Below are 20,124 nucleotides of genomic sequence, written 5' to 3'. Positions count from 1 at the left end.
CGATGACGACAGCAGGCAAAGACGGTCCGGCGGCTTCGCCGATGACCATGATCCAGGCTTTGCGCTCGGCGATGGACGTGATGCTCGAGCGCGACGGCAACGTGGTGGTGTTCGGGCAGGACGTCGGCTATTTCGGCGGCGTGTTCCGCTGCACCGAAGGACTGCAGAACAAGTACGGCAAGTCGCGCGTGTTCGATGCGCCGATCAACGAAGGCGGCATCGTCGGCGCGGCGGTCGGGATGGGCGCGTACGGGCTGCGCCCCGTCTGCGAGATCCAGTTCGCCGACTACTTCTATCCGGCGTCCGACCAGATCGTGTCGGAGGCGGCGCGGCTGCGCTACCGGTCGGCGGCCGAGTTCATCGCGCCGCTGACGATCCGCATGCCGTGCGGCGGCGGCATCTACGGCGGCCAGACGCACAGCCAGAGCCCCGAGGCGATGTTCACGCAGGTGTGCGGGCTGCGCACCGTGATGCCGTCGAATCCGTACGACGCGAAGGGGCTGCTGATCTCGGCGATCGAGAATGACGATCCGGTGATCTTCCTTGAGCCGAAGCGGCTCTACAACGGCCCGTTCGACGGCCACCACGATCGGCCGGTGACGCCGTGGAGCAAGCATCCGGCGAGCCTCGTGCCCGACGGCTACTACACGGTACCGCTCGATTCGGCGGCGATCGTGCGCGCCGGCGGCGACGTGACGGTGCTCACCTACGGGACGACCGTTCACGTGTCGCTCGTGGCCGCCGCGGAAACCGGCATCGACGCCGAGGTGATCGACCTGCGCAGCCTGTGGCCGCTCGATCTCGACACGATCGTCGAATCGGTGCGCAAGACGGGGCGCTGCGTCGTCGTGCACGAGGCGACGCGCACCTGCGGCTTCGGCGCGGAACTCATCTCGCTCGTGCAGGAGCACTGCTTCCATTGGCTCGAAGCGCCCGTCGAGCGCGTGACCGGCTGGGACACGCCGTATCCGCATGCGCAGGAATGGGCGTATTTCCCGGGCCCGAACCGGGTCGGCGACGCGCTGCGGCGCGCGATGGAGAATTGACATGGGCATCCACGTCATCAAGATGCCGGACATCGGCGAAGGGATCGCGGAGGTCGAGCTCGGGCTGTGGCACGTGAAGATCGGCGATCGCGTGAAGGAAGACCAGGCGATCGCCGACGTGATGACCGACAAGGCGTCGGTCGAGATTCCGTCGCCCGTCGCGGGCGTCGTCGTCGCGCTGGGCGGCAAGGAAGGCGACGTGCTGCCGGTCGGCAGCGAACTCGTGCGGCTCGAAGTCGAAGGCGACGGCAATCACAAGGGCGAGCCCGATGGCGCGGCGGCGAACGGCGACGCGCGCGGCTCGGCCGCGGCGCGGGAGCGCATTGCCGACGTGGCGCATGCGCATGCGGGCGCGGCAGCCGCGCGAAGCGAGCGCGATGCCGGCGACGACCGCGAAGCGCGGAGCGCCGCGCACGCGGCATCGCCCGCCGCCGCGCAATCCGCCGCGCGCGAGAGCGCCTCGCCGCCGCCGCCCGCGCGCCGGCCGGGCGAGCGTCCGCTCGCGTCGCCCGCGGTGCGCAAGCGCGCGTGGGATCTCGGCGTCGAGCTGCGCTACGTGCACGGCACGGGCGAAGCGGGCCGGATCCGGCACGAGGATCTGGACGCCTTCCTGCAAGGCGGCGGCGCGGCCGAGTCGCGCGCGCGCGGCGGCCATGCCGCGTACGCCGAGCGTCACGACGAGGAAGCGGTGCCCGTGATCGGCCTGCGCCGCAAGATCGCGCAGCGGATGCAGGACGCGAAGCGCCGGATTCCGCACTTCAGCTACGTCGAGGAGATCGACGTCACCGAGCTCGAAGCGCTGCGCGCCGAGCTGAACCGCAAGTACGGCGATGCGCGCGGCCGCCTGACGGTGCTGCCGTTCCTCGCGCGCGCGATGGTGATCGCGCTGCGCGATTTCCCGCAGATCAACGCGCGCTACGACGACGAAGCCGGCGTCGTCACGCGTCACGGCGCGGTGCATCTGGGCATCGCCACGCAGAGCAAGGCGGGCCTCACGGTGCCTGTCGTGCGCCACGCGGAGGCGCGCGATCCGTGGGCGATCGCGGCCGAGATCGCACGGCTCGCGGACGCGGTGCGCGCGGGCCGCGCGGAGCGCGACGAGCTGTCGGGCTCGACGATCACGATCACGAGCCTGGGCGCGCTCGGCGGCATCGCGTCGACGCCCGTCATCAATTCGCCCGAAGTCGGCATCGTCGGCGTGAACCGGATCGTCGAGCGGCCGATGTTCCGCGGCGGCGCCGTCGTCGCGCGCAAGCTGATGAACCTGTCTTCGTCGTTCGATCATCGCGTGGTCGACGGCATGGATGCGGCCGAGTTCATCCAGGCCGTGCGCGCGCTGCTCGAGCAACCCGCCCTTCTTTTCGTGGAATGAGCCGATGAGCGACACCAGGACAACAACCCTGCTCGTGATCGGCGGCGGGCCCGGCGGCTATGTCGCCGCGATTCGCGCGGGGCAGCTCGGCGTGCGCACGATCCTCGTCGAGCGCGACAGGCTGGGCGGCACGTGCCTGAACATCGGCTGCATCCCGTCGAAGGCGCTGATTCACGCAGCGGGCGAATTCGACAAGGTGCGCGGCTTCGCCGGCGATTCGCCGCTCGGCATCCGCACCGAGGCGCCCGCGATCGACATCGCGCGCACGGTGGCGTGGAAGGACGGCATCGTGAAGAAGCTGACGGGCGGCGTCGGCGCGCTGCTGAAGAAGAACGGCGTCGAAGTCGTGCACGGCGACGCGCGCGTCGTCGACGGCAAGAACGTCGACGTCGACACGGGCGACGGCGCGCGCGTGCGTATCCAGTGCGAGCATCTGCTGCTCGCCGCGGGCTCCGAGCCCGTCGAGCTGCCGGCGATGCCGTTCGGCGGCAACGTGATCTCGTCGACCGAGGCATTGTCGCCGGGCAGGCTGCCGAAGCGGCTCGTCGTCGTCGGGGCAGGGTACATCGGGCTCGAGCTAGGCATCGCGTACCGCAAGCTCGGCGTCGACGTGACCGTCGTCGAGGCGCGCGAGCGCATCCTGCCGATCTACGATGCGGAGCTGACGAAGCCCGTCGCCGCTTCGCTCAAGCGCCTCGGCGTGCGCGTGCATCTCGGCCACGAGGTGCTCGGGCTGAACGCGCGCGGCGATGCGGTGCGCGTGCAGGACGACGCGCACGCGCAAACCGAGCTCGCCGCCGACCAGGTGCTCGTGACGGTCGGCCGCCGTCCGCGCACGCAGGGCTGGGGGCTCGAGACGCTGCAGCTCGACCGCGCGGGCGCCGCGCTGAAGATCGACGACATGTGCCGCACGTCGATGCGCAACGTGTGGGCGATCGGCGATCTGACGGGCGAGCCGATGCTCGCGCATCGCGCGATGGCGCAAGGCGAGATGGTCGCGGAGCTGGTTGCCGGCAAGCGGCGCCATTTCATGCCCACCGCGATTGCGGCGATCTGCTTCACCGATCCCGAGGTCGTGTCGGCCGGGCTAGCGCCCGACGAAGCCGAGCGCGCGTTCGGCGCATGCCTGAGCGCGTCGTTTCCGTTCGCCGCGAACGGCCGCGCGCTGACGCTCGAAGGCGCGGACGGCTTCGTGCGCGTCGTCGCGCGCCGCGACGATCACGTGATCGTCGGCTGGCAGGCGGTCGGCGTGGGCGTGTCCGAGCTCGCGGCCGCGTTCTCGCAATCGCTCGAAATGGGTGCGCGCCTCGAGGACGTCAGTGGTACGATTCATGCACATCCGACGCTCGGGGAAGCGGTGATGGAAGCCGCACTTCGCGCGCTCGGCCACGCGTTGCACATCTGAAGCACGCATTCGCGATCGCGCGCGCCGCGCGATCGCGTCCGACATCAACGACGCCGGGACGCGTCGCGATCCCGGCCATCAGGCACAGAGGCGAGCGAGGGCGAATGGCGATCTCCAACATCCACTACGACGAAAACTAAGCGGTACGGCGACGTGCCGGACGCGTTCGCGCGTCGCGGGCTGCGCTGGCCGACGCGTTTCGTTCGCCATTCCGGCGCGCGCCGCCGGTGCGCGGCATCGTGCCTCGCGCCGGCGGCGCGCCGCTTGAGCGAACGCAGCCTCTGCCGCGCGCGTCGCGCGCGTTTTCGCATTCGGTGCGCCGTGCCGGCGTACCGGTTCCAGCCCAGATAACGAGGCCCGCCGGGCACGCCGGCGTCCGATTCGCCCGCGCATCGCGCGGGCGTGCCCTTCCTTTTCCCTTTGCTTGACTCCGCTTGACGGCGGCAGCGTCGCTGCCGCGCGACTGATCACCACCGATGGCCGCCGGTGGCCGTGATGCAGGAGCAATTCTTTTCTTTCCCGACTCCGCACGACGCGTTCACGTCACCGTTCGCAATTTGACCTGTCGCCATGAGCCGCCCGGTCGTCGTGCGCTTTGCGGCTGTCGGGCCAAACCGCCATCGCCTTCCCACCCCAACCAATGGATCGGCGTCATGGCTCGACAATCCACCTCTGTTCCTTTCGAACCTTCCTCTTCCGACCTCGCGCGCACGCGCGTCGGCATCGTCGACGGCAAGCGCATCTCGCTCGGCGTGCAGGGCGACGCGTTGCGCGGCTTCGTGCTCGAACGGCGCTGCAAAAGCCCCGGCGAGCCGGTGTCGACGCAGCGCGTCGGCCTGCGCGACCCGGCGGCCGTCGCGGCGTTCGTCGAGCACGACCCTTATGCCGCGCAGCTCGGGATCGACTACCGCGCGTTGCTCGACGTGCATCGCGCAGCAGGCGATGCGGGGCTGCACGGCATGCTCGCTGTGCATGATGCACGGCATGCGCATGCCGCGAACGACGCATCCGATGCATACCGCCCAGCGGAGCGCGCGGCCGCCGCACCCGCCGCACTTGCCGCACCCGCCGCGCAGCCAGAATTCGCGGTCGAATGCGAGCACGACGGCGCGCTGCTCGCGCTGATGCGATGGATCTGCGCGTCATGCGGTGCGACGCAGTGCTTCTATCACTGGTTCGTCGTCGACGAGGACACGGGCGAGTTCACGACGCATGATCTGCTGATCGGCGGCGCGCCTGCGTGGGCGCAGCGCTACGTGCACCAGCACTGGTATCTGAACGATCCCGCCGTCGCGCACGCGCGCGACAACACGCAGCCGTTGCGCGGCTCGGCGCTTGCCGAATTGCCGTCCGATCACTGGCTGAACCACTACGCGCAGACGCAGGGGCTCGGCAGCAACGTGTTCTTTCCCGCGCATCGCCGCGACGTGTCGACGTTCGGCTTGCTGCACGTCGCGACGCCGCTGTCCGCGCCGCACGGCGAGGACGCGCTGTGGCGCAACCGGCGCGTGCTGCGCGGGCTCGCGAACGAGATGCTCGAATGGCGCGTCGTGCGGCGCCGTCGCGAGCTCGCGCAGGAGCTGTCGCTCGCCGCGCAGGACGTGCTGGCGCTGCGGCTCGTCGCGCGCGGCGGCGGCGCGCGCCACGTCGCCGAGGAATTGCGGCTCGACGAGCGCGCGGTCTATCAGCTCTTCACCGCGATCAACCGCAAGATGGACAGCAAGCACATCAAGAGCAGCGCGACGAAGGCGAAGCGCCTGGGATTGCTTGCCGAAGGCTATATCTCGAAATGAGCGTAAGCATGCTTGCCATATGCCGTAAACGATCTAAGTCATTACGCGGGCGTTTTCCGTTAGCCTGTATCGCACGCATCGGCCGTCACGCGCGATGCGTCGCCGGACGAACGCCGCGCACGCGCGCGGCGCGTCGCGCGGATGCGCCGTCCGGTTGGCCGCTGCATCCATCGGTTCACGATTCAGGTTGAATGCATGACGAAGTGCGTTCGATGCGGGCCCGAACCGCGCCGGACGCCGAGAAACAGAAACGGGCAGATTCGAACGAGAGGCAATTGGACGACGAGGGGCCGGTAGTCGTCGACGAACGGGCGCGCGCATCGGCGCACGGATGCGCGGCCCGCCGTTCGCCCGCCCGCCGGCGTGCGATGTCGCTGAATCGCGACGACAAGCGACGCCTCGCAGCGAGGATTCGATCAGATGGCGACAGACACCGGATTGGCGCGGCGGTTATCGCGTGTTGCGCACGGCGCGGGAAAGCGCGCGCTGTCGATCGTGGCGGCGGGCGCGGGCCGCGCGGGCTATTCGGTCGACGCGCGCATCGCGTCGGCCGGGCCGCTGTACATCGGCGGCGGCTGGTTCCTGATCGGCGGCGGCGCCGCGCGCTCCGGCACATCCGAATTCGCGTTGTTCGACGACCGTTTCGCGGCGACCGCCCGATATCAAAAGGAGGAGACGTAATGGCGAGCCCCTGGACCGAGCGCGCATCGCGCGCCTCAAGCGACGCGCACGCCGCATTCGAGCGGCCGGCGCCCGAGCGCGAACGGCGCGACGCATCGCGCGCCGAGCCGCGCGCATCGACGCCGCATGCACACGCATCGGCGCCGATGCGCGCGGCATCTTCCGCGCCCGCGCCGGATGCGCTCGCGCAGCATTTCAAGGCCGCGATGCGCCGGCTGACGTCGACGGTGTCGATCGTCGCGACGCGCGACGCGTGCGCCCGCTACGGCATGGCGGCGACCGCGGTGAGCGCGCTCACCACCGAGCCGCCCGCGATCCTCGTGTGCATCAATCGCGCGGCGACGCTGCATGCGCCGCTGATGCGCGCGCGCCGGTTCTCGCTGAACCTGCTGCACGAGCGCCAGCTCGACCTGATCGCGCCATTCAGCGGCAAGCTCGATCACGACGCGCGCTTCGCGCACGGCGAATGGCGCGACGCGCACGGCGTGCCGATGCTCGCCGGCGCGCAGGCGACGCTGTGGTGCGCCGTCGACGGCGATTTCAGCTACGGCAGCCATACGATCGTGATCGGCCGGGTCGATTCGGTGCTGGTTGCCGGGCCCGTCGCGCCGCTGCTGTGGCAGGACGGCGCGCCGTGCGCGGCGCGCGCCCTGACCCCATGCTTGCACGATGCGCAATGACGCCGAGCGGGCGAGGGAATTCCTGCACAAATGCGAAACGCTCATATAGACTCCAATGCGAATCATCCGATGGTTCCATGGCCGCAGCGCGGCGCGCCGACACGCGCCGGATTGTTGCGCTGCAAAGTCTTCGATCGTTCAGACGCTCGCGTGCGGTGCGGGCGCCAAGCGCAATCGTCGCGCGCATCCGAGGGCCGGCGACATGCCGCTTGCCGCGCGACGCGCCATTGCATTCGCGATGGCGCAAGCTTGCGGGCGCCGTGCGATCGAGGATGCGACGCCGTATCGACTAAAACGAATCGCGCTGTCCGCGTCGCGCTCGCGCCGTGGATAGCCGCCATAACAGGAGCGGACATGTTTGCACCCGAAACGCATCGACGCGACGGATCCCCACGTTTCTTCAATCCGATGATGATCGCCGTGATCGCCGGCGCGCTCGTGATGAGCGCGGCGATGGGCGTGCGGCAAACCTTCGGCCTTTTCATCGGGCCATTCTCGTTCGACCACGGCTTGCCCGTGACGACGATCGCGTTCGCGATCGCCTTGCACAACCTCGTCTGGGGCGCTGCGCAGCCGTTCGCGGGCGCGGCCGCCGACCGCTACGGCGCCGGGCCGCTCGTCGCGATCGGCGCGGTCGTGTTCGCGCTCGGCCTCGCGATCGCCGCGGTCGTGCCGACGGGCGCGATGCTCGTGCTCGGCATAGGCGTGCTCGTCGGCATCGGGATCAGTTGCACGAGCTTCGGCGTCGTGCTGACCGCGGTCGGCCGCGGCGCGCCGCCCGAAAAGCGCAGCATGGCGATGGGCATCGCGAGCGCGGGCGGCTCGCTCGGCCAGGTCGCGCTCGTGCCGGTCGCGCAGTGGTTCACGTCGCATTCGGGCACGATGGTGGCGCTGTTCGTGCTTGCCGGCTGCATGATCGCGATCGCGCCGCTCGGCGTGCTGCTCGACCGGAACACGCGCGGCAGCCATGCGGTCGTGCACGAGACTGCGGCCGTATCGCTGAAGGACACGCTGTCGTATGCGGTGCGGCATCGCGGCTATTGTCTGCTGACGCTCGGCTTCTTCACCTGCGGATTCCAGCTCGCGTTCATCGGAACGCACTTGCCGAACTACCTGCTGCTCTGCCACATGCCGGTCGGGCTCGGCGCGACCGCGCTCGCGCTGATCGGCCTGTTCAACATGGCGGGCAGTTGGGCGTGCGGCTGGCTCGGCGGGCGCTACCGGCAGCATCACGTGCTCGGCTGGCTGTACCTGATTCGCGGCGCGGCGATCGCGCTGTTCTTCCTCGGGCCGAAGTCCGCTACGTCGGTCGTCGTCTTCGCGGCGATCATGGGGCTCACGTGGCTCGGCACCGTGCCGCTGACGAGCGGGCTCGTCGCGAAGGTGTTCGGCACGCGGCATCTGGGCACGCTGTTCGGCGTGTGCTTCCTGAGCCATCAGATCGGCTCGTTTCTCGGCTCGTGGCTCGGCGGCTACGTGTTCGACGCGACGGGGTCGTACACGCTGATCTGGGCCGCGACGGCGCTCGCCGGGCTGTTCGCGGCGCTGCTGCACTTCCCGATCAACGACGCCCCCGCGCATGGCGGCGCGGCGGTCGCGCGGGCTTGACGCAGGGCGGCGCGCGAGGCGTCGGCGCCGCGAATGCGGACGCAATCGCGCGCGCCGACTCGAACATGGACCCGAATACCCGCGCGAGCGGCTCGCGCACGATACGACGACCCGTATGACGAACGCCTCGACGCCCTTCCCGACGATGAACGCATCGACTGCGCTGCCGCTCGGCGAACGCGACGCGCACGTGTGGTACGCGCGCACCGCCGCCTGCGACACGCCCGCGCTGCGCGAGCGCTATCGCGCGCTGCTGAGCGCCGACGAGCGCGAGCGCCTCGAACGCTTCGCCTTCGATCACCTGAAGCTCGAATATCTCGTGACGCGCGCGTTGTGCCGCACCGTGCTGTCCGCGTATGCCGGCGACGTCGCGCCCGCGCAATGGCGATTTCGCGCGAACGCGCACGGCCGGCCGGAAATCGACGCGGGCGATGCGCGGCCGCCGCTGCGCTTCAATCTGTCGAACGCGCGCAGCATCGTCGCGTGCGTCGTCACGCGCACGGCCGACGCGGGAATCGACGTCGAGGAGCGCGCGCGCAGCAACGATCTCGACGGCATCGCCGCATCGCACTTCTCGGCGAGCGAGCGCGCGGCGTTCTTCGCGTTGCCGCCCGACGAGCGGCGCACGCGCTTCTTCGAGCTGTGGACGTTGAAGGAGGCGTACATCAAGGCGCGCGGCGTCGGGCTGTCGATCGATCTCGGCGAGTTCTCGTTCGCGCTGCCCGCGCAGCCCGTTCGCATCGCATTCGATCGGCACGTCGGCGACGACGCGAGCCACTGGCAGTTCGCGTTGCTCGACATCGGCGCCGAGCATCAGATGGCGCTCGGGATTCGCGACGCGCACGCGGCGGCGCGCCCGTTCGACATCAGGATGCGCGAGATCGTGCCGGACCCGGCCGCGAGCGCGCGCTGCGCGGCCGCGCTCGGCTGAGCGCGCAGCGCGCACCGAAAGCAGGACGGCCGAACCGTACACGGATCGGTCGCGCGAATTTATTTAGTATCGCGAACTGACGGGCGATGTTCGCCCGACGTTCGAGACAGGCGCCGTCGCACGACGAAGTCCGGGTTCGTCGGACGACGGCGCCGCGAGGCTGCGGCGTGGTGCGCGGCCTTCCCGGGCGCGCGGCCCGAGCGGCGTGATGCGCCGCCGCGTTCGCGCGCGCTGTTTGAACGTTTCGATAGAGCCTTCCCATGACCAGAAAACACATCCATTTCGGCGTCCTGATTCAAGGGGCGGGTGCGAACATGAACGCATGGAAACATCCGAGCGTGCCCCCGGACGCGAGCATCAACTTCGATTTCTACGTCGATCGCGCGCGCCGCGCGGAAAGCGCCGGCATCGCGTTCGCGTTCATCGCGGATTCGGCGTACGTGACGCTGAAGTCGGCGCCGCACTTCCTCAACCGCTTCGAGCCGATCTCGCTGCTGTCCGCGCTCGCGGTCCTCACGTCGAAGATCGGCCTTGTCGGCACGATGTCGTCGTCGTACAGCGAGCCGTACAACGTCGCGCGGCAGTTCGCGTCGCTCGATCTGATCAGCGGCGGGCGCGCGGGCTGGAATGTCGTGACGTCGTCGATCGAGGGCACGGGCAAGAACTACGGCCGCCCGCATCCGGATCACGCGCAGCGCTACGCGATCGCCGAGGAGCATCTCGACGTGGTCCAGGGCCTGTGGGACAGTTGGGACGACGACGCGCTCGTGCGCGATCGCGCGACCGGCCAATTCTTCGATCCGGACAAGCTGCATCGCCTCGATCATCGCGGCCACTTCTTTTCGGTCGAGGGGCCGCTCAACATCCGCCGCTCGCCGCAAGGGCAGCCGGTGATCTTCCAGGCCGGCTCGTCGGACGACGGCATCGGCTTCGCGGGCCGCTACGCGGATGCGGTGTTCTCGAACGGCAGCACGTTCGACGAAGCGCGCGTGTTCTATCGCCGAGTGAAGGCCGCCGCCGCCGCCGCGGGCCGCGATCCCGATCACGTGAAGGTGTTTCCGGGCATCGGCCCGATCGTCGGCGCAACGCAGGAAGACGCGGACGACAAGTATCGGCAGGTGCGCGAGCTGCTGTCGCCGCGCGAGGCGCTCACGTACCTCAGCCATTTCTTCCAGCAGCACGATTTCAGCGTGTATCCGCTCGACGGCCCGTTTCCCGACATCGGCAATCTCGGCAACGACGGCTTCCAGTCGACGACCGAGAACATCAAGCGGCTCGCGCGCGAGCGCAAGCTGACGCTGCGCGAGGTCGCGTACGAAGTGTCGACGCGGCGCTCGAACATCGGTACGTCGGAGGCGTTCATCGGCACGCCGGACAGGGTCGCGGACGAGATGATCCGCTGGGTCGACGAGGGCGCGGCGGACGGCTTCATGCTAGGCCTGCCGGTGACGGGCTTCGGGCTAGACGATTTCGTCGACCGCGTGCTGCCGGTGCTGACCGCGCGCGGCTACTTCGATCCGGTGCGGCGTGGCGCGACGCTGCGCGACCACCTCGGGCTGCCGTACAAGGAGAGTCGCTACGCCCGTGACGCACAGGTTGCGGCAATTTAGCTAAACTGGCCGCCGGCGCGGCGCGCATGCCGCCAACCCGGGCGCACGGCCGACTGAAGCGCTCCGATCGCCCGCAACCTGTCGATGGCGCCGCCGCCCGCGTGCGGCGGCGTGCTCATGGAGGCGATCATGAAAGTAGGCTTCGTTGGCATCGGCGTGATGGGGCTGCCGATGGCGCTCAATCTCGCGCGCGCCGGAACCGGGCTCGTCGTGTGGAACCGCACGCGCGAGCGTTGCGAGCCGCTGCGCGCGGCCGGCGCGCAAGTCGTCGATTCGGTGGCCGACGTCTATCGGCACGCGCGCATCGTCATCCTGATGATGGCGACCGACGCCGCGATCGACGCGGTGCTCGGCCGCGGCAAGCCCGCGTTCGCGCGCAACGTCGCACAACATACGATCGTCCAGATGGGGACTGTGTCGGCCGAGTATTCGCGCGGCCTCGAGGCCGACATTCGTGCGGCGGGCGGCCGCTATGTCGAGGCGCCGGTGTCCGGCTCGCGCAAGCCGGCCGAAGCCGGGCGGCTCGTCGCGATGCTGGCGGGCGAGCCGGCCGCCGTCGACGAGGTGCGAGCGCTGCTGGCGCCGATGTGCCACGAGATCGTCGTGACGGGGCCGGTGCCGACCGGCCTGCTGATGAAGCTCGCGATCAACACGTTCCTGATCGCGATGGTGACGGGGCTCGCCGAGGCCGCGCACGCGGCGCGCGGCTTCGGGCTCGACATGAAGCAGTTCCAGGCGGCGCTCAACGCGGGGCCGATGGCGAGCAGCGTGTCGCGCGTGAAGATCGACAAGCTCGTCAACGAGGATTTCGACGTTCAGGCGTCGATCACCGACGTGTTCAAGAACAGCCGGCTCGCGACCGAGGCCGCGCACGGCGCGCATCTCGCGGCGCCGCTGCTCGAAGTCTGCTGCGAGCTGTATCGCGAGACCGAGGCGCTCGGGTACGGGCAAGCGGACATGGCGGCCGTCGTGCGCGCGATCGAGGCGCGCAGCGTCGCGCGGTACGCGGGCAGTTGACAACGCGCGTCTCGCCGCGCGATCGCTGCGCGACAGGCGCGCAGCGCGTCCGGCGCATTCATTGCTGCGCGGTTTCTCCATCGTGCTCGCGCATCAGCGCGAGCCGGTTGTACAGCGTCTTCAGGCTGATGCCGAGCGCCTTCGCGGTGCGCGGCTTGTCGCCGTCGAAGTACTTGAGCGACGCGGCGATGAAGCGCTGCTGCGAATGCGCGAGCGTCATGCCGAGCGGCAGCGTCATCGCGTGCTTGCGCACGTCGTCGCGCGGCGCGATCCGCCGCAGGGGCAACTGCTCGATCTGCTCGTCGGAGAGGATGTACGCGCGCTCGATCGCGTTGCGCAGCTCGCGCACGTTGCCGGGCCACGAATAGGTGCGCAGCGTCTTCAGCGCCTGCCCCGACAGCCGCTTGCGCGTGCGGTGCCGGGCGTTGAGCGTGTCGACGAGTTCCTGCGCGATGCCTTCGATGTCGTCCTCGCGATGCCTGAGCGCCGGCACGCGCAGCGCGAACACCGCGAGGCGGTAGAACAGGTCTTCGCGAAAGCGTCCTTCCTGCACCGCTTCGGCGGGATCGTGATGGGTCGCCGCGACGACGCGCACGTCGAGCGCGATCGGCTCGCTGCCGCCGACGCGCGTGATGCTGTTCGATTCGAGCGCGCGCAGCAGCTTCACCTGCAGATCGCGCGACATTTCGGCCACTTCGTCGAGAAAGATGGTGCCGCCGCGCGCGGCCTCGAAGAAGCCGATGTGCTGCGCGGCCGCGCCGGTGAAGCTGCCTTTCTCATGGCCGAACAACTGCGATTCGGCGATGTCGCGCGGGATCGCGCCGCAATTGACCGGAACGAACGGACCGTGGCGGCGCGGGCTCATGTCATGCAGGAGTCTCGCGACGATATCCTTGCCGACCCCGCTTTCACCGACGATCAACACGCTCGCGCGAGTCCCGGCCACTTTCTCGACCTTGTGCAACAGCGCCTGGATCAGACACGAATTGCCTTGCAGCCATCTGCCGTCACTGCTGGGTTGCGACATGAACCTCTCGCTGAGTGGGATATCCCCGAGGGGCCGCGCGGGCTCGCTCCGGTCGAACGGTGCCGGATGCGCCCGGCGCATGCATTTTTTACACAGAAGAAGCCTAGCGACTATTTTTCAACAATGAATTGAAATTTCCATGCTGACGATGGGACCGGATAGAAATATCCGATAACAGGTTTTGCCGCGGGCGCGTTTTCTATACTGTAATGAGCAACGCGCTTCGTCGCCGCGATCGAATCGTCGATCGCATCGCACATCGGCCGGCATCGTTCGGCTGCCTGATCGGATATGCGCCGGCATGCGGGCTCGTTCGTTGCTTGTGTCGGCGCGCAACGAATGAAGGAGCACGAATGCCCTGCATTCTCATCGTCGAGGACGATGCGGACACACGCGACATGCTGTCCGCGCTCGCCCACACCCAGCAACTTGCCTGTGACACCGCGGCGACGCTGGAGGAAGCGCGCGCGCTGATCGCGGCGCACACGCCGGATCTCGTGCTGTGCGATCTCGTCCTGCCGGACGGCAACGGCATGGATCTGTTCGACGAGCTGCCGAAGGGCGCGCATGTCGAGATGGTGTTGACGACGGGGCACGCGAGCCTCGAGACCGCGATCGACGCATTGCGGCGCGGGGCGACCGATTATCTGGTGAAGCCGATCAACGTGCAGCGGCTGAACAGCATCTTCGCGCGCGTGCCGCGCACCGGCGTGCTGCACGAGGAGATCGCCGCGCTGCGCTCCGAGCTGCAGCGGCTCGGCCGCTTCGGCAGGCTGCTCGGCAGCTCGCCCGTGATGCAGGTGATGTACGACGCGATCGGCCGCGTCGCCGGCACCGAGGCGTCCGTGCTGCTGATGGGCGAATCGGGCACCGGCAAGGAGCTTGCTGCGCAGACGATCCACGATCTGAGCCTGCGCCGCAAGGGGCCGTTTCTCGCGGTCAACTGCGGCGCGATCGCGGCGAATCTCGTCGAGAGCGAGATGTTCGGCCACGACCGCGGCAGCTTCACCGGCGCGGACCGTCAGCACAAGGGCTTCTTCGAGCGCGCGGACGGCGGCACGCTGTTCCTCGACGAGATCACCGAGATGCCCATCGAGTCGCAGGTGAAGCTGTTGCGCGTGCTCGAGACGGGGCGGCTCACGCGGCTCGGCTCCGCGCGCGAGATCGATGTCGACGTGCGGATCGTCGCCGCGACGAACCTCGACACGGAAGCGGCGATGGCGGACGGCAAGCTGCGCCCGGACCTGTATCACCGGATCAACGTGTTTCCGATCACGCTGCCGCCGCTGCGCGCGCGCGGCGACGACATTCCGATGCTCGCCGAGGCGTTCCTGCGGCAGCTCGGCGAAGAGAGCGGGCGCAAGATGCGCTTCTCGCCGTCCGCGCTCGCCGCGCTCGCCGAATACGACTGGCCGGGCAACGTGCGCGAGCTGCGCAACTTCGTGCAGCGCGCGTGCATTTTCAACGACGGCGACGTGATCGACACGCTGCCGCCGCCGATCATGGACGAAGTGGCGAGCGAGCCGGGCGGCGGGGGCGATTCGGTGACGGTGCCGTTCGGCACGACGCTCGAGGAAGTCGACAGACGGATCATCCTCGGCACGCTCGCGCAGTGCGGCGGCGTGAAGACGCACGCGGCCGACGTGCTCGACATCAGCCTGAAGACGATCTACAACCGGCTCGCGCAACGCGAAGAAGAGGAGGACGACAAGGCGAAGCGATGACGATGCGCGCGCCGTACACCGCACGCGATGCCGACGCCGCTACCGTTGCTGTCGCCGCGCCTGCCGGCGCGCGATGCGCTCGATGGCCTCGACGACGCGCCGCATCGCGTCGACGCGCATCGGAATCGGCCGGCGTTCGCGCAGCGTCCACGGCAGGCCGGCGAGCGTGCGCCACCAGCCGCGCAGGCCACCCGCTTCGCGCCAGACGCGCGGCGCGAGGCGCAGCGTGCGCGCGAGCTCGTGCTCGCGGCGGTGCGTGAGCACGATCGCGGTGATGCGCGGCTCGCGCGTCGGCACGACGACGCGCGCGGGCGTTACGCAGACATGGTCTCGCATTGGAGCCGCCGGCAGGTTTCGGGAGCATGGAGGTCGACGAGCGCATGAGCGGCGAAGAGGGCGACCTGGCTCGCATACGCACGCATCGTTTCGGCTTGGGCCGGCGGACTCGCTCGTGCGCCGGCGATCGGCGCGGCGGGCCGCTCGACGGCGCACGCGAGCGCCGCCGGCGCGAGCGACCGGTCGCAGCCGAACACGCCGCCGTCGAGATGCGGCGGCGAGATGACGAGCCGGCGGTGTGTCGATGTCATGGTCCGCGAGCCTCCTCGATGCGGCGCGCGTGGATGCGCGGCTTGTCCGCCCGGGCCCGCAAATTCCGTGCCGTCGGCTGGCGCCGGGCATCGCGGGCGGGCCGCGCGCGCATGCGCGGGCAGGAGAGGACGTAATGGCGGGATTTGTACGGAGACACGCAAGAAATTACGTGACAGTCGCGGGCTTCATCGCGATCGCGACGCTGCTGCAGGCGGCGCTCGTGCGCGCCGGCGGCGCCGACATGCCGCTCGCGCTGTATTTCCCTTTCATCGCGGCCGCCGTGTGGGCGACGTCGCTCGCGGGCGGAATCGGTGCGACCGCCGCGAGCGCCGTGCTGATCTGGGTGATGTTTCTGTCCGACACGCTCGCGTATCCGGGGCCGTTGTCGGCGCGCATCGTGCAGCTCGCGACGTTCGTGATCGTCAATTGCGCGATCTGCGCGATCGTCGCGGCGCTCAAGGGCTCGCGCCGCATGAACGAGGCGCTGCGCCGCCGCGAGGCGCTCGCGCGCCGGTACTACGAGGCGCTGCTGCAATCGCTGACGCAGGGCGTCGTCGTCAGCGACCGGCGCGGGGTGATCACGTACATGAATCCGGCCGCGGCCACGCTGATCGGCTGCGATGCGACGGCCGTGCGCGGCCTGCCGTTTCGCGGCGTGTTCCGCGCGTGCGACGGGCACGGAGCGCGCGTGCGCGCGACCGCGCTCGACCGCGTGCTGAGGAGCGGCGCGAGCGCGACCGTCGACGGGCACTGGCTCATGCCGCACGACGGCCAGCGCGTGCCGATCGCGGAAGTCGCGTCGCCGCTCGTCGATGCGGCGGGCGGCATGACAGGCGCGGTGCTGATCGTGCGCGACGTGAGCGTCGATCGCGAGCGCGTGGCTGCGAGCCAGATGCTGCGGCGGCTCGTCGAGGCGTCGCCCGATGCGATCGTCGGCGTCGGCGCGAACCGCCGCATCACGAGCTGGAACCCGGCCGCGCGCCGGATGTTCGGCTACGACGAGCAGGCGGCGCTCGGCCGCGACGTCGCGATGCTGATCGCGCCGCGCTGGCTGCGCCGTCATCCGCTGCCCGCATCGGTGCCCGGCGTGCGCGAGCCGATCGAGAACGTCGACGTGCTGTGCATGCGGCAGGACGGCTCGCGGCTGCGCGCGACGCTGTCGGCGTCGCCCGTGCTCGACGAGCGCGACGCATGCGTCGCGCTGTCGCTGACACTGCGCGACACGGGCGGGCAGCGCCGGCGCGAGCGGCGCGCGCATCGCTCGCTGCGCGGCGCGCGCGATGCGCGCCGGCAGGCCGATACGTCGAACCGGCTGAAGGACGAACTGCTCGCGACCGTGTCGCACGAGCTGCGCACGCCGCTGAACGTGATCTATGGCTGGATCGAGGTGCTGCGCAATCCGGTCGACGGCGCGCTGCAGCAGCAGGCGATCGACGCGATCGACCGCAGCGCGCGGTCGCTCGCGCGGATGGTCGGCGACATCCTCGACGCATCGTCGCTCGCGACGGGCAAGCTGCGGCTCGACGCGATGCCGGTCGATCTCGTGCGGATCGTCAACGACGTGACGGGCGCGCTCGGCACGGCCGCGCAGGCCGACGGGATCGAGCTGGCGGTCGAATGCGCGCTCGACACGTGCATCGTGTCCGGCGACGGCGAGCGCTTGCGGCAGATGCTGTCGAACCTGCTGTCGAACGCCTTCAAGTTCACGCCGCGCGGCGGCCGCGTGACGGTGTCGCTCGAGCGCACCGGCTCGCAGGCGAAGCTGACGGTTGCCGATACGGGCCAGGGCATCTCGCCCGAGTTCCTGCCGCATGTGTTCGAGGCGTTCCGGCGCGCGGAAGGCGCGCCCGCGTCGTCGCGGCGCGGGCTCGGCCTCGGGCTGTCGATCGTGCGGCACATCGTGGAGCTGCACGGCGGCAAGGTTGGCGCCGCGAGCGCCGGCAAGAACCGCGGCACGACGTTCGCGGTCACGCTGCCCGCCGGCTGGCAGCCGATCGGCGCGCTCGCATGGGCGGTGCAAATGGAGCGCGGCGCGCGGATGACGCTCGACGCGCAGCGGGTCCTGCTCGTCGACGACGACGCGACGTCGCGCGCGAGCCTGGCCGCCGCGCTGAAGACGCTCGGCGCGGAGGTGATCGTCGCGTCGTCGGGGCGCGAGGCGATCGCGAAGGCGGACGCGCTGCGGCCGACCGTCGTGCTGTCCGATCTCGCGATGCCGGACGGCGACGGCTTCTGGCTGCTCGACGCGCTGCGCCACGCGAATGCGCACGCGCACGCGGCGAACGACGCGCCGGTGCTCGCCGTCACCGCGCATGCGGGGCGCGAGGACGAGCGGCGCGTGCTCGCGGCGGGCTTCGACGGCTATCTGTGCAAGCCGGTCGACCTGCAGACGCTCGCGCGCGCGATCCTGCGCGCGACGGGGAGCGGTTGACGCGTGAGCATGAGGTTCAGGTTCTGAACCGCAGCTCCGGAGGCGCCTTTGCCAAGATTATCGAAAACCGCGGACAGCAGGACGTGCCCGTGCTCCACGTCATGAAATACGCTCAAGTGCATGTCGTTCGTACCGTTCAGCACTTGCGGGTCCAGGTGTTTCAAGGCGCTCGATTCGTGCAGCGGCAAGACTCGTACGTGAGTTACCTCGGCATAGTGGCGTGCGAGGCATGCGTGCAACGTGGCGCCATCCACGCCGGGCGCCAGCAGCCGCAACGCCAGCGGCACCGTCAGCACGATGCCCTGGCGGAACGCTCCATACGCGGGGACGAAAATGGGACGCTGCGCAAGCCAGGCGTGCTGCTGGATCTCCGGCGCGTGCTTGTGCGCGAGTTCCAGGCCATAGACCTGGTATGAAGGCGCGTTGGCGGCTCCCGGCCCCTCATGTTCCTCCACGCCGACACGCCCGCGTCCGGAGTAGCCGGATACCGCATGAATGCTGATCGGGTAATTGTCCGGTATGAGCCCGGCCTGCACCAACGGACGCAGCAGGCCAACCGCGCCGGTCGGATAGCAACCAGGATTGGTGACCCGACATGCGTTCGCAATTTGCTCAGCCTGCCCCGGCGCCATTTCCGGAAAACCGTAAGTCCAGTCCGGCTGCGTGCGGTGGGCGGAGCTTGCGTCGATAACTCGGACGGCAGGATTGACAATGGCGCCCACTGCCTCGCGCGCGGCGGCATCCGGCAAACAGAGGATGGCGATGTCGCAGGCGTTGATGGCTTCCGCGCGACGCCGCGAATCTTTGCGCTCCGCAGCGGCAAGTGTGAACAGTCTGATGTCGGTCCGGTTGCGCAGCCGGTCGTGGATTTGCAGCCCGGTGGTGCCTTGGTCGCCGTCGATGAAAACTACGGGAGAGCTCATACGTGGATGACTCCGCTGACTGTGGGTGGTAACAGGTAAAAAGAGCCTCCTATGTTGCGCGGACGGCTAGAATAGCGAAAGTTGAATTTCATAACGCAAACATTCAGTTTTTCTGAATCTGGACGCCGTCATGCGAGAGATCAGCCTGGACCGCTTGCGCACTCTGGTCGCCGTTACCGACCGTGGTTCATTTGCCGATGCGGCGCGTGCGTTGCACCTGGCGCCGCCAACGGTCAGCCTCCACATCGCCGAACTCGAAGACCGCATTGGGGCTCCACTCCTGTTACGCAAGCGCGGACAGGTGGGGCCGACGTCCATAGGCGAGGTGCTGGTGGAGCGCGCGCGCCGACTGCTGGCCGACGCGGAGCAGGCGTTAGACGATATTCAACGTCAAGTGGAGGGGCTCGAAGGGCGTGCGCGTCTCGGCGCGTCCACGGGCGTGATCGCGCACCTGCTGCCGCAAGCGCTCGAGGTCCTGCGCGAGCACCATCCCGCCATCGACATTCAGATTGCAGTGCTTACTTCGCAAGAAACCCTGTCCCGGCTGGTGGATGGAACGCTGGATGTCGGGCTGGTCGCGCTGCCTCAGCCCCCGGTGGCGGGACTCGTGATAAAGCCTTGGCGCCGCGACCCTGTGATGGCCTTTGTGCCGGCGCATTGGCGGTGTCCGGCCCGCGTTACCCCTGAATGGCTCGCCGCCCAACCTCTCATTCTCAATGACGCGACCACGCGTCTCTCGCGTCTGGCTGCGGAGTGGTTCGCGACCGGAGGGCACCATCCTGCGCCGCGCATTCAGCTCAACTACAACGACGCGATCAAGAGTCTGGTAGCGGCAGGTTACGGCGCAGCGCTGTTGCCCTATGAGGCCGCTACGCCATTACCCGACAGGCGCATTGTCATGCGTCCGCTGCGCCCAGCGTTGTGGCGACGGCTCGGTATTGCACATCGTGCGGGGCACGTTGAGCGTTCCACGCAACACGTACTTGATGTGTTGTGGAATTTGCGATTGGCGTAGGTGTTGCCATTTGCCGCTTAGGTTCACTTTCGCTGAAACAGTAGCCTTGTTGCACGCCACGACGAACGAATGGCCGGTTTGTAGAAATTTGATTGACCGAATTGGGTCGATTCGAGCCGGTCGCGAACCGCTGGGGTGACAACCGGCCGGAGGCGGCCATATTCGGACATTCGACACAGGTGTCAAGATCGTCCACAATCGGCCAGTTCGAGGCTGCAATGAGACAACTACAACGAACCATCGGGCGAATATGGGCTTACGGAGACTACTGCT

At 69.0% G+C, this 20,124-nt stretch carries 17 protein-coding genes and 1 pseudogene; 13 read left to right on the top strand and 5 right to left on the bottom strand.

The window, feature by feature from the left end:
• Positions 1 to 2 precede the first annotated feature (2 nt).
• The 3 genes from WT16_RS23335 to lpdA are packed head-to-tail and all read left to right on the top strand — an operon-like array spanning position 3 to position 3,823.
• Positions 3 to 1,046, top strand: coding sequence for an alpha-ketoacid dehydrogenase subunit beta (locus WT16_RS23335; protein WP_009916082.1), 1,044 nt, complete (start codon positions 3 to 5; stop codon positions 1,044 to 1,046).
• A gap of 1 nt (position 1,047) precedes the next feature.
• Complete coding sequence (locus WT16_RS23330) at positions 1,048 to 2,418, top strand: dihydrolipoamide acetyltransferase family protein (protein WP_063534324.1); 1,371 nt, start codon at positions 1,048 to 1,050, stop codon at positions 2,416 to 2,418.
• Positions 2,419 to 2,422: 4 nt separating this feature from the next.
• On the top strand, positions 2,423 to 3,823 hold the full coding sequence (gene lpdA, locus WT16_RS23325) for a dihydrolipoyl dehydrogenase (protein ID WP_063534323.1): 1,401 nt from the start codon (positions 2,423 to 2,425) through the stop codon (positions 3,821 to 3,823).
• A 78-nt stretch (positions 3,824 to 3,901) separates the two neighbouring features.
• Here the strand turns inward: lpdA and WT16_RS35695 are convergent, their stop codons facing one another.
• Positions 3,902 to 4,297 (bottom strand): hypothetical protein, encoded by a 396-nt coding sequence (locus WT16_RS35695; protein ID WP_082874977.1) that lies wholly within the window; start codon positions 4,295 to 4,297, stop codon positions 3,902 to 3,904.
• A gap of 179 nt (positions 4,298 to 4,476) precedes the next feature.
• Here WT16_RS35695 and WT16_RS23315 point away from each other — a divergent pair, with 179 nt between their 5' ends.
• From WT16_RS23315 to WT16_RS23285, 7 genes are all read left to right on the top strand, one after another.
• Entirely contained in the window at positions 4,477 to 5,616 is a 1,140-nt protein-coding gene (locus WT16_RS23315) for an autoinducer binding domain-containing protein (RefSeq protein ID WP_063534322.1), read from the top strand.
• 420 nt (positions 5,617 to 6,036) lie between these two features.
• Positions 6,037 to 6,297, top strand: coding sequence for a hypothetical protein (locus tag WT16_RS23310; RefSeq protein ID WP_043282944.1), 261 nt, complete (start codon positions 6,037 to 6,039; stop codon positions 6,295 to 6,297).
• Positions 6,297 to 6,977, top strand: a complete 681-nt coding sequence (locus WT16_RS23305) for a flavin reductase family protein (RefSeq protein ID WP_006028268.1) — start codon at positions 6,297 to 6,299, stop codon at positions 6,975 to 6,977. The genes WT16_RS23310 and WT16_RS23305 overlap by 1 nt, the downstream gene beginning before the upstream one ends.
• Before the next feature lie 354 nt (positions 6,978 to 7,331).
• Entirely contained in the window at positions 7,332 to 8,585 is a 1,254-nt protein-coding gene (locus WT16_RS23300) for an MFS transporter (RefSeq protein WP_015603460.1), read from the top strand.
• 115 nt (positions 8,586 to 8,700) lie between these two features.
• Positions 8,701 to 9,516 (top strand): 4'-phosphopantetheinyl transferase superfamily protein, encoded by an 816-nt coding sequence (locus tag WT16_RS23295; RefSeq protein WP_063534947.1) that lies wholly within the window; start codon positions 8,701 to 8,703, stop codon positions 9,514 to 9,516.
• Positions 9,517 to 9,776: 260 nt separating this feature from the next.
• Complete coding sequence (locus WT16_RS23290) at positions 9,777 to 11,126, top strand: LLM class flavin-dependent oxidoreductase (RefSeq protein WP_063534321.1); 1,350 nt, start codon at positions 9,777 to 9,779, stop codon at positions 11,124 to 11,126.
• 117 nt (positions 11,127 to 11,243) lie between these two features.
• Positions 11,244 to 12,143 (top strand): NAD(P)-dependent oxidoreductase, encoded by a 900-nt coding sequence (locus WT16_RS23285; protein WP_167359329.1) that lies wholly within the window; start codon positions 11,244 to 11,246, stop codon positions 12,141 to 12,143.
• Between the two features lie 58 nt (positions 12,144 to 12,201).
• Here WT16_RS23285 and WT16_RS23280 read toward each other — a convergent pair whose 3' ends face one another.
• Complete coding sequence (locus tag WT16_RS23280; protein ID WP_063534320.1) at positions 12,202 to 13,170, bottom strand: sigma-54 dependent transcriptional regulator; 969 nt, start codon at positions 13,168 to 13,170, stop codon at positions 12,202 to 12,204.
• A gap of 353 nt (positions 13,171 to 13,523) precedes the next feature.
• Here WT16_RS23280 and WT16_RS23275 point away from each other — a divergent pair, with 353 nt between their 5' ends.
• Positions 13,524 to 14,894, top strand: a complete 1,371-nt coding sequence (locus tag WT16_RS23275; protein WP_063534946.1) for a sigma-54 dependent transcriptional regulator — start codon at positions 13,524 to 13,526, stop codon at positions 14,892 to 14,894.
• A gap of 39 nt (positions 14,895 to 14,933) precedes the next feature.
• Here the strand turns inward: WT16_RS23275 and WT16_RS23270 are convergent.
• Together WT16_RS23270 and WT16_RS23265 are read right to left on the bottom strand one after the other, a co-directional pair.
• Positions 14,934 to 15,131 (bottom strand): annotated as a pseudogene (locus WT16_RS23270) (glycosyltransferase family 2 protein); the annotation flags it as partial.
• A gap of 77 nt (positions 15,132 to 15,208) precedes the next feature.
• On the bottom strand, positions 15,209 to 15,481 hold the full coding sequence (locus WT16_RS23265; protein WP_059934479.1) for a hypothetical protein: 273 nt from the start codon (positions 15,479 to 15,481) through the stop codon (positions 15,209 to 15,211).
• Positions 15,482 to 15,615: 134 nt separating this feature from the next.
• On the opposite strand from WT16_RS23265, the gene WT16_RS23260 reads away from it, so the two are divergent.
• The gene (locus tag WT16_RS23260; RefSeq protein WP_063534318.1) at positions 15,616 to 17,913 is read left to right on the top strand and encodes an ATP-binding protein; all 2,298 of its coding nucleotides are present in this window, start codon (positions 15,616 to 15,618) and stop codon (positions 17,911 to 17,913) included.
• Here WT16_RS23260 and argC read toward each other — a convergent pair.
• A complete protein-coding gene (gene argC / locus WT16_RS23255; RefSeq protein ID WP_063534317.1) occupies positions 17,844 to 18,836 on the bottom strand; it encodes an N-acetyl-gamma-glutamyl-phosphate reductase in 993 nt (330 codons plus the stop codon). The two genes, WT16_RS23260 and argC, sit on opposite strands and share 70 nt — an antisense overlap.
• 130 nt (positions 18,837 to 18,966) lie before the next feature.
• Here argC and WT16_RS23250 point away from each other — a divergent pair, with 130 nt between their 5' ends.
• Positions 18,967 to 19,851 carry a LysR family transcriptional regulator gene (locus WT16_RS23250; RefSeq protein WP_063534316.1) on the top strand — a complete coding sequence of 295 codons (885 nt, stop codon included), beginning with the start codon at positions 18,967 to 18,969 and terminating at the stop codon, positions 19,849 to 19,851.
• Positions 19,852 to 20,124: the final 273 nt, after the last annotated feature.

Origin of the sequence: Burkholderia sp. MSMB1589WGS, from assembly GCF_001636105.1 — a bacterium.
Lineage (GTDB): Bacteria > Pseudomonadota > Gammaproteobacteria > Burkholderiales > Burkholderiaceae > Burkholderia > Burkholderia humptydooensis.
This window is presented reverse-complemented; position numbering and strand designations above follow the sequence as displayed.